Source organism: Hahella sp. HNIBRBA332, assembly GCF_030719035.1.
GTDB lineage: Bacteria > Pseudomonadota > Gammaproteobacteria > Pseudomonadales > Oleiphilaceae > Hahella.
On record NZ_CP132203.1, the window covers coordinates 5,607,791 to 5,622,761 of the forward strand.

The window sequence follows — 14,971 nt, forward strand, 5'->3', positions numbered from 1 at the left end:
TTTACATCAATTATTAACGGTAGAGCTGATTTCAGCCATCTCTCAACATGTAGGAGCGTTGAAAAAAGCGGAAGCTGAAACCGGAAAGTGTCGGAATCCGCCATGCCAGGTATCGGGTTTCAATACCTACATGGCGATACAATCTGACTGGCTCGCGTTTTAGCGAACCTGATAGGAAGGAAGTCGTAAAGGCTCTTCGTTCAGCGCTGCAAGTTGCTCACGCAGCTCCAGTATATGATCCCCCCAATACCGCGCGGAGTTGAACCAGGGAAAGTTACGCGGAAACGCAGGATCACTCCAGCGGCTGGCCAGCCAGGCGCAATAGTTCAACATCCGCAGCGTCCGCAGCGCTTCAACCAGCCTTAGTTCAGAAGGACGGAAGTCATAGAACTCGTTATACCCTTCAGTGATTTCCACCAGCTGCGCAGTCCGGTTGGCGCGGTCGCCGGAAAGCAACATCCACAAATCCTGTATAGCCGGCGCCATGCGAGTGTCGTCGAAATCCACGAAATGAGCGGCGTCATCGCGCCACAACATGTTACCTACGTGGCAGTCGCCATGAGTACGGATATAAACATAGTCGCCGCCATCGCCAATGATTTCCTCAAGCGCCTGTAGCAAATCGCGAGTCAAAGAATCATAGGAAGCGCGTAGTTCGCTGGGAACGAATCGTTCCCCCACCAACGCCACTGCGTCGCGGCCGTAGCTTTGCGTGTCGATACGCGGGCGATGTTGGAAGGGCTTGACCGCCCCCACCGCATGAATACGGGCAAGAAGACGGCCCAATGTCAGCAGGCTGTCGAAATTATCCAGTTCCGGCGCATGACCGCCTTTGCGGGGAAATAAAGAGAAGTGGAACTCTCCTGCTTGCGGCAGCGTTTCACCATCGTTCAGGCGTAGCGGCGCCACGACAGGCAGCTCCGCCTCCACTAATTCATAACAGAACTCATGTTCTTCCAGGATTTGCTCCCGACTCCAGCGATTCGGCCGGTAGAACTTAGCGATCAGAGGATCGGCGCCTTCAACGCCCACCTGATAAACGCGGTTTTCGTAGCTATTAAGGGCGAAAATACGTCCGTCGCATAAATAGCCCTGGCTCTCGACGGCGTCCATAATAAATTCGGGGGTTAAGGCATCGAAGGGATGTGTGTTCGGCGCAGTCATGTTGAGATCCTGTATCCAAGTGCGCCCAACATATCAGATCTGAACCGGTTCAGCGATAGTGAACCTTACCCACATGAAAACGCGTTAACGCCTCTAGCGCATGGGTCCGGAAGTGAGCCGGAGGTGATGCGCCAGACGCTTTTCCGCGATATAAGGGAAGCCATTGTTAAAGTCTACGGACCAAGCCAGCGTCCTCGCCTTTTCTACTTCCGTCGAAGTCCAGTAATTACCGGAGATGGTGTTGGGAAAGAAGTCCGTATCAATATCAGGATAATAACGGGTGGGATGCTCCAAAGTCCGCAGTTCCGCCGCTTCAGGCAGACGCCAATCGGAAGCGCCGCACAGACTTATTTCCCTCACTTCCCGCACGTAGGCCGCAGTATCGCATTCAGAATACAGACACAGGCCTCGGTTATAGACGCTGCCACCCGGCGGCGACGCGTCCGGCTCCGCATCGGCGTCCGGCAGGTCGCCCTCCCGCGCCCACGAGTAGGTATGCTCCGCGTCCTGCAAACCACCATCCGTCCGTTTAACTTCCCACAATAGTCCAGTACTGCGGTCAAGTACGCAGGACCAATCCTCCGCCTCCGGCGACAACTCTGCGCCGCCGGCGTCAATTTTTACGAATCGGGGACCGTCCTCCGCGCCCACAGGAGCCTGCTCCTGTTCGCCCAAGCCGCTTACGATATTGGGTAGTTCCGGTCTCTCCTGATCAGGCGCCAACGTCTCTTCCCGAAATGAAGCTTCGGGGGTATTGAAGATATACAACAACGCGGCGATCAACGCCGCCAGCAGCAGAATCGCGCACACCACTTCCAGGAACGTGGCCCAAGCAACAGATCGACGCATATCAGGCTCAACTCCTAATCAGAAAGCAGAAAGCAGAAAGCAGAAAGCAGAAGATTCGTCCCTGAGCGTAACCCATACCCAAATGAGTATGAACTATCAGAAAAACAGCGTTTGTTATCTATCATATTTTATTCACTTATCTGAACTATACTTCCTCTCACTCTCATGGCGAAGCTGAAACAACAAGGCTTCCAACGTGGAACCTTTTGTTACAGTTCTGTCATATTTCTGTCATAAATAATTAATAGTATCTACGCTCCTTTCCAACCTGACACACTGTTCTTTTCAAATGAGAGATATAAAAATTGTGCGCGCACGTCGGTTCACCGCTCTGATAAGCCTGGCGCTAATCTTCGCCAGCCTGCGTGCTTATGCCTTAACCCCATTCAGTCAGGAAGACGTTCCCACACAAGGATATTTATTCGAAGTTCATGGTTCCAACACCATTGGCGCCGACCTGGCCCCAGCTCTGGTAAAACGCTACTTAGAGGAGCGCGGGGCGCAGAACGTCACGGTGAAAAGCGCCGGCAAAGAAAATGAAGCCGTCGTCAGCGGAACCGTGCAAGGCGAATCCATCGCTGTCAAAGTCGCCGCTCACGGTTCCAGCACCGGTTATCAGTCTTTAAAATCTGGAGAGGCGAATGTCTGGGCGTCATCCCGTCCCGTCAGAGACTCCGAAGCTAAGGAACATAAATCACGCGCCGATCTGAAAGCGTTGGAGTCAGAGCATGTCATCGCCGTTGATGGTCTGGCCATACTGGTGCATCCGCGCAATCCAGTGAAGTCCCTCACCACCACTCAGGTAGCAGAACTGTTCTCCGGCAAAATCAACAACTGGAAACAGGTCGGAGGCCCGGATGTAGCGGTTACCGTTTACGCCCGGGACGAAAGTTCAGGCACCTGGGACACCTTCTCCAGCCTGGTGCTCGGCGACGCCTACAAGCTGGTGAAAACCGCCAAACGCTATGAATCCAACGATCAATTATCCGACGATGTCAGCAAAGATCGCGGCGCCATTGGTTTCAGCGGCTTCGCTTCCGTTCACAGCAGCAAAGCCTTGGCCATCGCCGAGTCGGACGGCCCCGCCATTGCGCCGGATCAACTCAGCCTGGCGACGGAAGATTACCCCCTGGCGCGTCGTTTGTTCTTCTACACCAGCGGACGCCCGGATAGATCCGCTATAGATGAGTTTATCCACTTCACTCACTCCGCCACGGGCCAGGACATTGTCGCAGCCAGCGGCTTTGTTTCTCAGAATATAGTGGAAGTCGACCCCAAGCTGGATAACAGCGCCCCGGAGTCCTTTCGCCAGTTAACCCGTAATTACAATCGGTTGACGGTGAACTTCCGCTTCGCCGCTGGACGCAGCAAGCTCGATAACAAAGCCCATCGCGATCTGGAGCGTTTATTGGAGTATTTGCGCGAAAGCGGTCGCTCGCCAACAGATCTGATGCTGATTGGTTTCGCTGACAAAAGCGGAGATGAGTTGCGTGCGCAAATGGTGTCCGAACTACGCGCGACAGCCGTCAATCGGGCGTTGAAAGAGCGCGGCGCAGAGGTTAAAGCGGTGACCGGTTATGGCCAGTACATGACTGTAGGGGCCACCGGCGGCGAGCATGGCGCGAGCCGTAATGGACGAGTGGAAGTCTGGGTGCGCAAAGACGCGCAGTAATAATCAATCGCCGCCGGGTCCACTAGCGGCGATCTTGTCTTTTAGATTCTTTCTAGATGGATTTGCGCGCCTTAGAGATAAACTGGGTGCGTTCTGATTCGTCTGGAATGCTGTTGGCCAAATCCTTGAATAGCGTTTCCATATCCGATGAGTTTTTCACCGATTTACGCACCAGCCGCGAAGCCAGTGGGCCGACATGATGCGCCAATAACTGGGTCAGCTTTTGTAATGTTTCCCCGCTCAGCGTCAGCGGACCAGCCTGCCCCGGCTTGATGGACGAGCGCGAGCCAATGGTGGTGATGCGTGACGCGCCACTGCCGGTAGTTTCACTGGGCATGGAGCGGATACCAGTGCGATTCAACGTATTGAGGAAATTACGCCGCTCGACTTCGTTGGGAATATGGCGAGAAAGTTTCTCGATCATCTCCTGCAGGGTCGTGGAGGATGCGGCGGCATTGCGAATCATGTGATGCGCCACCGGTCCCAGAAACGGCGCCAGCGTCTGGCTCAATATCAGAGACACTTCCGGCGACAGCGCAATCTGGGAACTTGACGCAGAGCTGAAGGTGGAAGGTTGGTCCGCCTGACGACCAGCAAAAGTCACCTTACTCTGGATTACCGTCGCGGCAAGATCATTGAGATCCGGCACATACACCTGATTAGGCGCCAGCAGCGTCTTCAAGGCGATAGCGAATTCCTGCCCGGTTTCATAACGATCATTTGGATCTGCGGTCAATGCTTTCGCCAACAGATCAGAGAAAGCGCGATCCAATTGCACCGGCAGCGTGGGGCTGTCGGCGATGAATTGCAGAATTTCCTTTTCCGTCCAGGGCAAACCGCCCTTTTGCGGACGTTTACCGGCGATCAATTCCAGCAATACGATGCCAGCGGAAAACAGGTCGCTGCGCCCATCCACGCGATCGCCGCGCAGCGCTTCCGGGGACATGTAACTGGGCGTGCCGATCACGTCGCCGACATTCGTCAGCTCAGAGGTATCCAGTTTTGCGACGCCAAAATCCGTCACTTTCACATGACCGGACTCCAGTAAAAGGATGTTGGCGGGTTTAACGTCGCGGTGCACCACCCCTTTCAGGTGAGCGTAATCCAGAGCTTCCAGCACCTGAATGACCAAATCGCCGATCTGACGCACGGAAAGCTGCATGTTTTCCCGCAGGAAAGAGCGCAGATCAATGCCATCGACGAACTCCATCACCATATAGGGAGAATTCTTGAAGACGCCGAAATCAAAGACGGTAACGATATTCGTGTGCAGGCAACGGGCCGCCGCCTGCGCTTCCTGGCGGAAACGGGCCAGCAGGCCTCCGTCGGATTGATCCACCATCAGGTGGGCGTGCAGCATTTTGATCGCGACCGGGCGATCAATGTCCGGGTCGTGGCCTTTGTACACCACGCCCATTGCGCCCTGGCCGATGGTGGACTCAACGCTATATTTTCCGATTACGTCAAATGGTGGTTTCGTCGACATAGTTCTTACGTACTGAGCAAAGCAAACCGCCACGCCGCTAATGAGCGGGCGCCGACAGCCGTCTTCCGTGTAACATCCGATTTAACCCGCCTGCGCACAGAGCAGTGCGGCGTATCCCCAAAAGTCCTTCAGTATAGGTAAGCTTACTCTACGCTTACTTGAACCATACAAACCAATTCGTTGATTTTTGTAAGTTTGAGAAGAGGTCCCGGACTTGACTTACAATGCGGCCAATATAGCGCGAACCTTCACGTCATCGCCATAGCGGCCACTTAAAAGGTTGTAATCAACACACGCCTGACACTGGCGTCAGGCGCGTCGGCGGTTTGCCTTAGCTGACTACTTTATGCTCAAGGCTCGCCAGTTTCGTCCAACAATCTGACAGCGTTAGCCAGACTGCGGTGCATGCGGTTAAAGGACTGAGTCAGAGAGGAAATCTCGTCGTTGCCTTTCACCGGCATTTCCTCCGCTTCCAGCGCGCCCAGGCTGACTTCGTTGGCTTTATCAGACAATTTCTTGACTGGGCGGATAACCACAAAGTCCAGCATGACGTTAAGCAGCACCGCAATCACCAGGAACACACCCACCAGCAAGCCGATGAACAGCTTGAAGGTTTCATCCGCCCGTTGCAGCGGCAGCGACATGGGCACCGATACGATCTGGGCGCCAACCACTTCATCCTGCTTCCAACCAAAACCATTGGAGCTGCCGTACATGTCAATCATGGTCTGCGGCGCCGCGCTGGGGGTGCTGTGACAGGCCAGACACTTCGGGTCGGTGATCTTGATCGGGCGGCTCATGTACAGTGAGGGGCCTGTCGGCGTTGGCCGGGTGCCGACCAGTTCCGTCGCGCCATCGTTGTTGCGGAAGTGATTAATGATATCCGCTTCCCAATCCGAAGCGCGGTCCGCCGGGTTGGTTGGGTTTAATGTGGCTTCCCGGTAGCTGTACTCAGGATATTCCTTCTGCAGCTTGCCGATATAACGGTGCGCAGCGTATGCCGGCACGGTCTGCGGTAAAAACTGGCGTTTCTGCTGCAGCGCCAGCAGTGGGCGAACTTCGTCAACGGTATAGCCACGAACGGCGAATGCGCTCTGCATCATGATCCGGGCGCTATCGAGCACCTCTTCCCGCGCATTTTCCTGCAACAGTTTATAGACCAGGAAAGCCGCCAGAGCGATGCCGGCGCAAGAAGCCAAACCTAATACAAGGTTAAATTTAAGTCTTAAGGTCATCCCCGAAACATCCTTCAGCTATGGTTTACTTTATTGTCAGGCTGGACGGTCGCTACAATTACCTTTGACGCCGCCGCCATCCGTCCCGTGCCTAATGCGCGAATTACAGGTTTTTGCAGTTAAGAAAAACCGGTATCGCCTGCTTCAACACCGTCGCCGGTATCACCGCCTGCTGGGTCTGGGTTTGCGGCCAGCTGGGCCAGAAACCTAATTTAACCGTCAGTTTGTTGGCGTTTTGCAGCGCACGGGTATGGTCTCCTTTTATCCGCGCGTTTGTTTCCTTAAACACTTCACTGAAGTCCAGAACGGTTTGCTCCGCTAATTGCAGGCCAACGCCGGGGTAGGTCAGATCCACATTCGATCTGGTGTATACATTGACTTCTTTGGCCAACACCTCAATCCATACGCTGGAATTTTCATAGCCGTCGAATATCGGATGACGCTCCGAGCGCAGCCGACACACGCCGATGTGCGCGCTATCCCAATCCTTCTCCAGCATCCAGCCGCCAAAATCATAAGGCAGCATGCTGCCGGTAATCTGTAGTCCTGATGTTTCTTTTGGTTGCGACAGCATAGCGGTCTCAACGACAGGTTTTGTCTCTGCGCTGGTATCCGCTGTCTCTTTTTTCGCAGTTTCTTTCTTTACGCTTTCTTTCGTCGCCGTCTTGGTTTGCGGCTTCTCCGCTTCTTTCTTTTTCGCGGAAGCGCCATTTGAGGAGCTGGCGGTTTTCTTGGTCGCCGTTTTTTCCTTTACGGTTTTTTTAGCGGCGGGCGTAGTGGTTTTCTGTTTTGCAGTCGATGTGGTTTTCTGCGTCGTCTTGCCAGTGTTTGACGAATCAGCGCTGTCGGCGCTTTCCATCGTCGCAGATCCCGCTTCCGATGTTGCGTCCGTCATGCCTGGCGTGGTTGACGTCGCCGTTTCTTGCGAAGTCGTCGCATTTGTCGTTTCAGGAGTAGAGGAGGTGGCGTACTGCTTGTCTTCCGTCTTGGAGCCGGAGTCCGTCGAGGGTTTGATTGAAGACATGTTACAGCCGCTGAGAGCAACCGCCCCCGCCAGCAGCAGATTACGCGGTATAGAGAAGCACAAGTCCTTCGCAGACAACTTATTTTTCATTTCTAGCCCTAGCACATTCATCCAGATAGTTGTTCGAGATTCCATAATTGGCGCATCCGACCGCGATAAGCGGCGCAGGCCGAGCTGCTAATCATGGCAATTGCCCGCGTTGGCTTCAATGCCTATTTTGTATAGTCATGAGAGTTTGTTGCGAAACGCCCTCCTCATTTCACCCACTCCCAAATGAAAGGACTCTCCCTGATAGAACACGCGGCGCGCATCCCCCTAGGTTGCAGGGACGCGCGAAAGGTTAAGGAGCGACAGTATAGCGCGGCGGGATTGTGAATGCTTTCAAGTAATTATCAGCACAATCCACAGGTTCAGACAGCGTAGGCGACGTTCAAATACTTGAGAATTTCCGCGGATTCAAACAAGCCTGCGCCTTCACCGCGATTTGGGTCGAGCAGAAACGGCGCCTGTACGCGTCCGTGCTCCTTGAGAAAAGCCTCTCTTTTACTTCCCGGCAAAGGTTTATATGCGCCAAAATGCAGCCGCTTCACCGCCGGCCCCAAATCCGCCAACTGCTGTTTACTCAGATTGACCAGAAGATAGGGTAACTCCAGTTCGCATAAGCGTTCACGCACCAGTCGCGAGTAGGGACTGGACTCAAAACTGTACAGCGCCAACGGTTTCTTCGGCGCATGGGACGGCGACGCCTTCATGCCTTTCCCGCCTCGCACCAAAGTCGCCAGCCTGGAGCCCGTCAGATTGATGAAGGATTCCCTCAGCGCCGCAGGCGGCTGTTTGGCGCGATACTGACGAAACAGGTAAGTCACGATAGCCTGCGCACCCGCGATTTTTTCATCCGTGTTTGGATCGTACAGAAATGGGACCGTATCGCCGCCGGAAAGTTCCTGCAAACGCTGACGGTGCCTGACGCCGCCTTGCGGAACCGGATAAATCATGGCGTCGAGGTTCAACTCCGTCAGCGCTTCCCGCACCAGACGACAATGCGGACAGCCTTCGCGATCAAAAAGTTCTGGCGCTTTCTCAGGTTGCGCCGTTTTGCTGCTGCCCATCGTGCCCCGCCAACGTCGCAGAGTGGACGCCAGCGTGGAGCCAAGCACATCAAAATTGTGGGAGTTGAACATGGCTAATGCCTCATAATGACCAAAGGTCAATTATTCTAGGCCTGCTTTTTTTACAGGTTCAAGTGGCGCGCGCAATCAACCCGCCATCTATAGTAAGACTGACTCCGTAATTATTGGCGACGGCTACGCCGCGCTCCCGGTCATCATAGACTTTCGCCAGCGCCCTGCCGCACAATCAGTCAATACTGACTAACAAGGAAAACGGTCATGCCCAGATTAATCAAAACAGCCTTATTGAGTCTTTTACTATGTCAAAGCGCGTCAGCGCTGGCGGCTTGCCCCGCATTGCTGGACGGCGACGTCAAGAAGCTGCATTCCAGTCAATCCATCAATTTATGCGAACGCTTCGCCGGCAAGCCGCTGGTGATCGTCAATACGGCGAGCTACTGCGGCTTTACCCCTCAGTTCAAAGGGCTGGAGGCGATGTATAAGCGCTATCGGGAACAGGGCCTGGAAGTCATCGGCATGCCCTCGGACGACTTCAATCAGGAGGACGACGACGCCAGGAAAACCGCTGAAGTATGCTTCGTCAACTACGGCGTCACGTTCACCATGACCGACGCGCACCCCGTCAAGGGACCGAACGCGCATCCCTTGTTCCGAAATCTGGCGGAGCAGACCGGGCAGCCTCCGCAATGGAACTTTCATAAATATGTGGTAGACAAGGAAGGTCGCGTGGTCGCCGCATTTCCCAGTCGCACTACGCCGGAAGACCCGGACTTCATCGCTGCAGTGGAAAGCGTTCTCTAGGCCCGGTCCGTCCGAGCTTTACCCCGGCCCCGCGCCGGGCTATGTTTAGCCCTGTTGGGCCGCTTAATGTCAGCGGCCCTGTCCAGGCCGGCATATGCCGGCGAACGCACAGCTATTCATACACTGAGGAAAGTTCGTGGCTCATATCGTCGTGCTCAGCGGCGCTGGCATAAGCGCCGAAAGCGGCCTGCCTACGTTCCGGGACGTGGGCGGACTATGGAAACAATACAGCGTACATGATCTGGCGTCTCCCGGCGGCTGGGAGCGCAACCCGCAACTGGTGCTGGAGTTTTACAACACCCGTCGTCAACAGGCGCGGGAGGCCCAACCCAACGCTGCGCACATGGCCCTCGCCGAGCTGGAGACGCAGCATCGCGTCACCGTCATCACCCAGAATATCGACAATCTGCACGAACGCGCAGGCTCTACGCATGTCGTGCATCTTCACGGTGAGATCATGAAAGCGCGCAGCAGTGTCGATGAAGGTTATCTGGTTGATCTGGACGACCGGGACATCGCCCTGGGCGATCTCTGCCCCCAAGGCAAACAGATGCGCCCGCATGTGGTCTGGTTTGGGGAAATGGTGCCCATGTTGGAAGCCGCCGCGGATATTCTCGCCACAGCGGACGCTTTGCTGGTGGTCGGCACCTCCCTGCAGGTGTATCCCGCCGCGGGTCTGGTGGATTGTGCGCCAGCAAGCTGTTCAATAACGGTAATCGATCCCGGCGAGCACGTAAAAGTCAAAGGCGCCACGATTATCCGTAAAACCGCCTGCGCCGGCGTACCTGAATGGATCGCATCCCTTAAGCTATGATTTATCAGGGGAAAACAGACGCAAGTCAAATTACCTTCCCTGACTGACGATACTATGGAATATGCTGGGCGGCGTTGCGACCTGCGTTCGCCGTTCAGCGTCATCAACCCAATCGGAAAACCTCGCACGCGCCGACGGGACGAAGCATGGATAACGATAACGCAACACTCATCAAGCAAGCCTGCGCCGACTATGGCAATGATCCGCGCCGGATGATGGACATCCTGTGGCAAGTGCAGGACAGGCTGCGCTGCATCGATGGCGAAGCGATGTCGCTGATCGCCTCTCTTACCGGGACCTACCGGGTGGAAGTGGAAGGCGTCGTCAGTTTCTACGCTTTTTTCTCCGACAAACGCAAAGGCGATATCACGATTCGCTTGTGTGATGACATCGTCGACCGTCATGCAGGCGCGCAAGCCGTCGCTGAGGCGTTTTCCGACGCTCTCGGAATCCAGCCGGGCGAAACCAGCGCCGACGGCGGTTTTTCCCTGGAGTTTACGCCCTGCATCGGCATGTGCGATCAGGCGCCTGCGGCATTAATCAACGATGTGGTCGTCACCCGTCTGACGCCAGCCAAAGTCAAAAGCATCCTGCGAACCCTGCGCAAGACCAAAGACCCGCAAGCGCTGATCGGCCAAACCGGCGATGGCGCCAACAGCCACCCTTTGGTCAAGGCCATGGTGCGCAACAATATTCGCCAGCCTGGACCGGTTCTTTTGACCGACGCCAATCCAGAACAAGGCCTGCAAGCCGCTTTGCAATTATCGCCGCAGGAAGTGATCACCCAGATTGAGGAATCGCTTCTGCGCGGACGCGGCGGCGCAGGGTTCCCTACTGGCAGAAAATGGCGACTGGCGGCGAATACTCCCGCCGAAGAGCGTTACGTCATCTGCAACGCCGATGAAGGCGAACCCGGCACTTTCAAGGACCGCGTTCTGCTGACCGAGAAACCCGATATGTTGTTCGCCGGCATGACGATCGCCGCCTATGCGGTGGGGGCCCGTCACGGCATTCTGTATCTGCGCGGCGAATACCGTTATCTGCGCGCCTATCTGGAAGCAAAACTGCAACAGCGCCGGGAACAAAATTTACTGGGCGCAGGCATTCTGGGACGAGACGATTTTACTTTCGATATTCGTATCCAGATGGGCGCCGGGGCTTATATTTGCGGGGAAGAAAGCTCTCTGATCAGCTCTTGCGAAGGCAAGCGCGGCGAACCTAAAAACCGTCCGCCGTTTCCTGTGCAATCGGGATATCTGGGCTATCCCACCGTGGTCAATAACGTGGAAACCCTGAGCTGTGTTTCGCGCATCATGGAGCAAAGCGCGCACTGGTTCCGCGCCATGGGAACCACGGGCAGCTCCGGAACCAAGTTGCTCAGCATCAGCGGAGACTGCGCTCGCCCCGGCATCTATGAAGTCGTCTTCGGCGTTACCCTCGCGGAAATTCTGCAGCAGGCTGGCGCACAGGACGCCGCCGCTATCGTTGTAGGCGGCGCCAGCGGCCAGATAGTGGGGCGCACCGAATTCCACCGCCGCCTGTGTTTTGAAGATCTCGCCTCCGCCGGCGCCATAGTTTGCTTCAATAGCTCCCGCAACATTCTAGAAGCCGCGGCCTATTACATGGACTTTTTTATTGAGGAAAGCTGTGGCTACTGCACGCCTTGTCGCGTAGGCAATGTCTTCCTGAAAAAAGGGCTGGAAAAAATCATGCTTGGAGAGGGCGAACCGGAGGATCTGGATTATCTGCGCAACCTGAGCGACACCATTATCGCCACCAGTCGCTGTGGACTCGGGCACACCTCCCCCAACCCCATACTCTCTACCATGAAATATTTCCCCCTGGTGTATTCCGCCATGGTGAAGGAGCGACCCGGAGGCATGCAGGCGGGTTTCAATATTCAAAAGGCGCTGGACGAGGCCAGAATCATCGCCAAGCGGCGCTCGCTCATCTATGACCCGGCCTATGGAGACAAGGAATGAGCACAGAGTTCGAATTTACGATTGATGGCGAAACGGTGGTCGCCAAGCCCGGCCAAACCCTCATGGACGCCTGCGACGACGCTGGCGTGTACATTCCCCGTCTGTGCGACGTGGAAGGACTGGTCCCACAAGGCAGCTGTCGTGTCTGTACGGTCAAGGTCAACGGTCGCACTGTGGCGGCCTGCACGCAGCCCGCCGAGCCAGGCGTCGTGGTGGAAAACGATACGCCGCAGGTCCAGGGTTACCGTCGCGATCTGGTGCGTATGCTGTTTCACGAAGGCAACCATCTGTGTCCGATCTGCGAGGCCAGCGGTCGCTGCGAGCTGCAAGCCATGGCCTATCGCCTGGGCATTTCCCAGGACAGCCTGTATCCCTATCTGCAGCCGGTGCGCCCGGTGGACGCCTCCCACCCGGATATCGCCCTGGACACCAATCGCTGCATCTTATGCGGGCGCTGTATTCGCGCCTCCCGGGATGTGGACGGCAAGAATATCTTTGAATATGTGGGACGCGGCATCCACAAACGTATTGGCGTCAATGCGGAGAATCTGGCCGCCACCGACGCCTCCATTGACGACTACGCCATGTCTCTGGAAGTCTGTCCGGTCGGTTGCATCATCCGTAAAAGAGAAGGTTTTTTCGCCCCGATAGGACAACGCCAGTTCGACAACAAGCCCATCGGCTGGGAAATCGAGGCCCGCCATAAAAACCGTATCGCCGTGCATCAAATTGATCCGTCCGAGGAACAGTCATGAAACGTAAAAAGCGCATCGCAACGGTTTCTCTGGCGGGCTGTTTCGGGTGCCATATGTCCTTGTTGGACATGGACGAGCACATCCTGGAATTGATGGAGCTGGCGGAGTTTGACCGTTCCCCACTGACCGACTTCAAAACGTTTTCCCGCCGTTGCGATATCGGCGTCATCGAGGGCGGCTGCTGTAATGAAGAAAACGTCCACACCCTGCAGGAGTTCCGTAGGCACTGCGACGTGCTGGTGGCGGTGGGACAATGCGCCATCATGGGCGGCCTGCCGGTGATGCGTAACGCCATCATGCATTCGGAAGACCCATTGCGGGAGTGCCTGGAAGAAGCCTATTCCAGCAGCGCCAAGGTATATAACCCCAGTAATCAGATTCCCAATGACGCAGCGCTGCCGTTGTTGCTGGACAAGGTATACACCTGTGCGGAAGTGGTCAAAATCGACTACCAGATTCCCGGTTGCCCGCCTTCAGGTGAAGTGCTGTGGGCTACGCTGGCGGCGCTGATCAAAGGTGAGCCGGCGCCTTTGGAATACCACATGATCAAATACGACTAGGACTGGCGCAGATGAATCTTGATAAGCCCAAAACCCGCATTGTGGAAATCGAACCGGTCACCCGCGTGGAAGGTCACGGCAAGGTCACCATTCACCTGGATGACGATAATAATGTGGCGGAGGCCCGCCTGCATATTGTGGAGTTTCGCGGCTTTGAGCGTTTCATTCGCGGGCGCCTGCTATGGGAGGCGCCAGTGATCGTACAGCGCCTGTGCGGCATTTGCCCGGTCAGCCACCACATCGCCGCCGCCAAGGCGATGGATATGATCGTCGGCGCTGACGTACTGCCGCCGACAGCGGAGAAAATGCGTCGTCTGATGCACTACGGTCAGGTCATGCAAAGCAACGTGCTGCATTTCTTTCACCTGAGTTCGCCGGATCTGTTATTTGGTTTCGATGCGCCTCGCGGCAAGCGTAATATTTTCAACGTTATCAAAGAGTTTCCCGATCTGGCCAAACAGGGCGTGCTGATGCGCAAATACGGCCAGGAGGTGATTCTGCATACCGCCGGCAAGAAAATTCACGGCACCGGCGCCATCCCCGGCGGCATAAACAAGAATCTGTCTCTGCAGGAAAGAGATCTGCTATTGCAGGACATTGAGCAGATGAAAGTCTGGGCCAAAGGCGCGGTGGACGTCGCCAAGGGTTACACGCTTGAACACCTGACTCAGGTGGAGAAATTCGCCAACTTCAACTCCAGCCATTTGTCCCTGGTGCGCGAAGACGGAGCGCTGGATCTGTATCACGGCGGCCTGCGCGCCACTGACGCCGCCGGCAATATTATTTTCGATCACGTCGATTATCAGGACTTCAATGACTACATCATGGAAGAAGTGCGGCCCTGGTCGTACATGAAATTTCCCTTCATAAAAAGTCGCGGCGCGCTGGATGGCTGGTATCGCGTCGGCCCCTTGTCCCGCTTGAACAACGTCGCCTTTATCGATACGCCCCTGGCGAACGCCGAGCATAAGGAATTCCGAGCGTTGACCCACGATAAGCCCAACCATATGAGCCTGGCCTATCACTGGGCGCGAATGATTGAAGTACTGCATTGCGTGGAAAAGATTCACGAGCTGCTGCTGGACCCGGATCTGCAAGGCGCCGATCTGCGGGTCACCGGAGAACGGCGGGAAGAGGGCGTCGGCGTTATCGAAGCGCCGCGCGGCTCTTTATTCCACCACTACAAAGTCGACAAAAACGATCAGATCACATACTGCAACCTGATCGTCTCCACCACTCACAACAATAACGGCATGAACCGGGCTGTCACGGATGTGGCGAAAAAATATCTGGGGGGTAAAAAGCGCATCACAGAAGGCATGCTGAACCATGTGGAAGTCGCCGTACGCGCCTATGACCCCTGCCTGTCCTGCGCCACTCACGCCCTGGGACAGATGCCGCTGACGGTGGAGCTATTCGACGCCGATGGCGCGCTTATACACAGCAATAGCCAGCACATGGGACAAGATGTCCCGTCAGACTAAGGCCTCAGGAACCCT

The 14,971-nt window shown here is 55.6% G+C and carries 13 protein-coding genes; 7 read left to right on the plus strand and 6 right to left on the minus strand.

Translation table 11 applies throughout. From position 1 onward, the window contains the following. Window positions 1–159: 159 nt before the first annotated feature. Both O5O45_RS24795 and O5O45_RS24800 read right to left on the minus strand, forming a co-directional pair. Window positions 160–1,164 (minus strand): serine/threonine protein kinase, encoded by a 1,005-nt coding sequence (locus O5O45_RS24795; protein WP_305901997.1) that lies wholly within the window; start codon window positions 1,162–1,164, stop codon window positions 160–162. 93 nt (window positions 1,165–1,257) lie between these two features. Further along, entirely contained in the window at window positions 1,258–2,013 is a 756-nt protein-coding gene (locus tag O5O45_RS24800) for an Lcl C-terminal domain-containing protein (RefSeq protein ID WP_305901998.1), read from the minus strand. A gap of 307 nt (window positions 2,014–2,320) precedes the next feature. On the opposite strand from O5O45_RS24800, the gene O5O45_RS24805 reads away from it, so the two are divergent. Further along, the gene (locus tag O5O45_RS24805) at window positions 2,321–3,685 is read left to right on the plus strand and encodes a substrate-binding domain-containing protein (protein ID WP_305901999.1); all 1,365 of its coding nucleotides are present in this window, start codon (window positions 2,321–2,323) and stop codon (window positions 3,683–3,685) included. Between the two features lie 52 nt (window positions 3,686–3,737). Here O5O45_RS24805 and O5O45_RS24810 read toward each other — a convergent pair whose 3' ends face one another. From O5O45_RS24810 to O5O45_RS24825, 4 genes are all read right to left on the minus strand, one after another. Beyond that, window positions 3,738–5,171 (minus strand): serine/threonine-protein kinase, encoded by a 1,434-nt coding sequence (locus O5O45_RS24810; RefSeq protein WP_305902000.1) that lies wholly within the window; start codon window positions 5,169–5,171, stop codon window positions 3,738–3,740. 350 nt (window positions 5,172–5,521) lie between these two features. Further along, window positions 5,522–6,406, minus strand: coding sequence for a Tll0287-like domain-containing protein (locus O5O45_RS24815; RefSeq protein ID WP_305902001.1), 885 nt, complete (start codon window positions 6,404–6,406; stop codon window positions 5,522–5,524). A gap of 103 nt (window positions 6,407–6,509) precedes the next feature. Next, window positions 6,510–7,520: a hypothetical protein gene (locus O5O45_RS24820; RefSeq protein WP_305902002.1), complete on the minus strand. Its 1,011-nt coding sequence runs from the start codon at window positions 7,518–7,520 to the stop codon at window positions 6,510–6,512. A 320-nt stretch (window positions 7,521–7,840) separates the two neighbouring features. Next, window positions 7,841–8,611: a glutathione S-transferase N-terminal domain-containing protein gene (locus tag O5O45_RS24825; RefSeq protein WP_305902003.1), complete on the minus strand. Its 771-nt coding sequence runs from the start codon at window positions 8,609–8,611 to the stop codon at window positions 7,841–7,843. A 207-nt stretch (window positions 8,612–8,818) separates the two neighbouring features. Here O5O45_RS24825 and O5O45_RS24830 point away from each other — a divergent pair, with 207 nt between their 5' ends. The 6 genes from O5O45_RS24830 (at window position 8,819) to O5O45_RS24855 (ending at window position 14,956) form a co-directional block, all read left to right on the plus strand. Next, the gene (locus tag O5O45_RS24830; protein WP_305902004.1) at window positions 8,819–9,361 is read left to right on the plus strand and encodes a glutathione peroxidase; all 543 of its coding nucleotides are present in this window, start codon (window positions 8,819–8,821) and stop codon (window positions 9,359–9,361) included. A gap of 136 nt (window positions 9,362–9,497) precedes the next feature. Beyond that, the gene (locus tag O5O45_RS24835; protein ID WP_305902005.1) at window positions 9,498–10,175 is read left to right on the plus strand and encodes an SIR2 family NAD-dependent protein deacylase; all 678 of its coding nucleotides are present in this window, start codon (window positions 9,498–9,500) and stop codon (window positions 10,173–10,175) included. Window positions 10,176–10,321: 146 nt separating this feature from the next. Beyond that, window positions 10,322–12,157 carry an NAD(P)H-dependent oxidoreductase subunit E gene (locus tag O5O45_RS24840; RefSeq protein ID WP_305902006.1) on the plus strand — a complete coding sequence of 612 codons (1,836 nt, stop codon included), beginning with the start codon at window positions 10,322–10,324 and terminating at the stop codon, window positions 12,155–12,157. Next, window positions 12,154–12,912: a 2Fe-2S iron-sulfur cluster-binding protein gene (locus O5O45_RS24845; protein ID WP_305902007.1), complete on the plus strand. Its 759-nt coding sequence runs from the start codon at window positions 12,154–12,156 to the stop codon at window positions 12,910–12,912. Before O5O45_RS24840 ends, O5O45_RS24845 begins: the two co-directional genes overlap by 4 nt. After that, the gene (locus O5O45_RS24850; protein WP_305902008.1) at window positions 12,909–13,472 is read left to right on the plus strand and encodes an NADH-quinone oxidoreductase subunit B family protein; all 564 of its coding nucleotides are present in this window, start codon (window positions 12,909–12,911) and stop codon (window positions 13,470–13,472) included. The genes O5O45_RS24845 and O5O45_RS24850 overlap by 4 nt, the downstream gene beginning before the upstream one ends. 11 nt (window positions 13,473–13,483) lie before the next feature. After that, window positions 13,484–14,956, plus strand: a complete 1,473-nt coding sequence (locus O5O45_RS24855) for a Ni/Fe hydrogenase subunit alpha (RefSeq protein WP_305902009.1) — start codon at window positions 13,484–13,486, stop codon at window positions 14,954–14,956. Window positions 14,957–14,971 lie beyond the last annotated feature (15 nt).

What these genes read in the sequence shown, in the direction of transcription:
- O5O45_RS24795 (WP_305901997.1), bottom strand. Translation starts at nt 1,164, where the DNA reads ATGACTGCGCCGAACACACATCCCTTCGATGCCTTAACCCCCGAATTT.
- O5O45_RS24800 (WP_305901998.1), bottom strand. Translation starts at nt 2,013, where the DNA reads ATGCGTCGATCTGTTGCTTGGGCCACGTTCCTGGAAGTGGTGTGCGCG.
- O5O45_RS24810 (WP_305902000.1), bottom strand. Translation starts at nt 5,171, where the DNA reads ATGTCGACGAAACCACCATTTGACGTAATCGGAAAATATAGCGTTGAG.
- O5O45_RS24815 (WP_305902001.1), bottom strand. Translation starts at nt 6,406, where the DNA reads ATGACCTTAAGACTTAAATTTAACCTTGTATTAGGTTTGGCTTCTTGC.
- O5O45_RS24820 (WP_305902002.1), bottom strand. Translation starts at nt 7,520, where the DNA reads ATGAAAAATAAGTTGTCTGCGAAGGACTTGTGCTTCTCTATACCGCGT.
- O5O45_RS24825 (WP_305902003.1), bottom strand. Translation starts at nt 8,611, where the DNA reads ATGTTCAACTCCCACAATTTTGATGTGCTTGGCTCCACGCTGGCGTCC.
- O5O45_RS24830 (WP_305902004.1), top strand. Translation starts at nt 8,819, where the DNA reads ATGCCCAGATTAATCAAAACAGCCTTATTGAGTCTTTTACTATGTCAA.
- O5O45_RS24840 (WP_305902006.1), top strand. Translation starts at nt 10,322, where the DNA reads ATGGATAACGATAACGCAACACTCATCAAGCAAGCCTGCGCCGACTAT.
- O5O45_RS24845 (WP_305902007.1), top strand. Translation starts at nt 12,154, where the DNA reads ATGAGCACAGAGTTCGAATTTACGATTGATGGCGAAACGGTGGTCGCC.
- O5O45_RS24850 (WP_305902008.1), top strand. Translation starts at nt 12,909, where the DNA reads ATGAAACGTAAAAAGCGCATCGCAACGGTTTCTCTGGCGGGCTGTTTC.
- O5O45_RS24855 (WP_305902009.1), top strand. Translation starts at nt 13,484, where the DNA reads ATGAATCTTGATAAGCCCAAAACCCGCATTGTGGAAATCGAACCGGTC.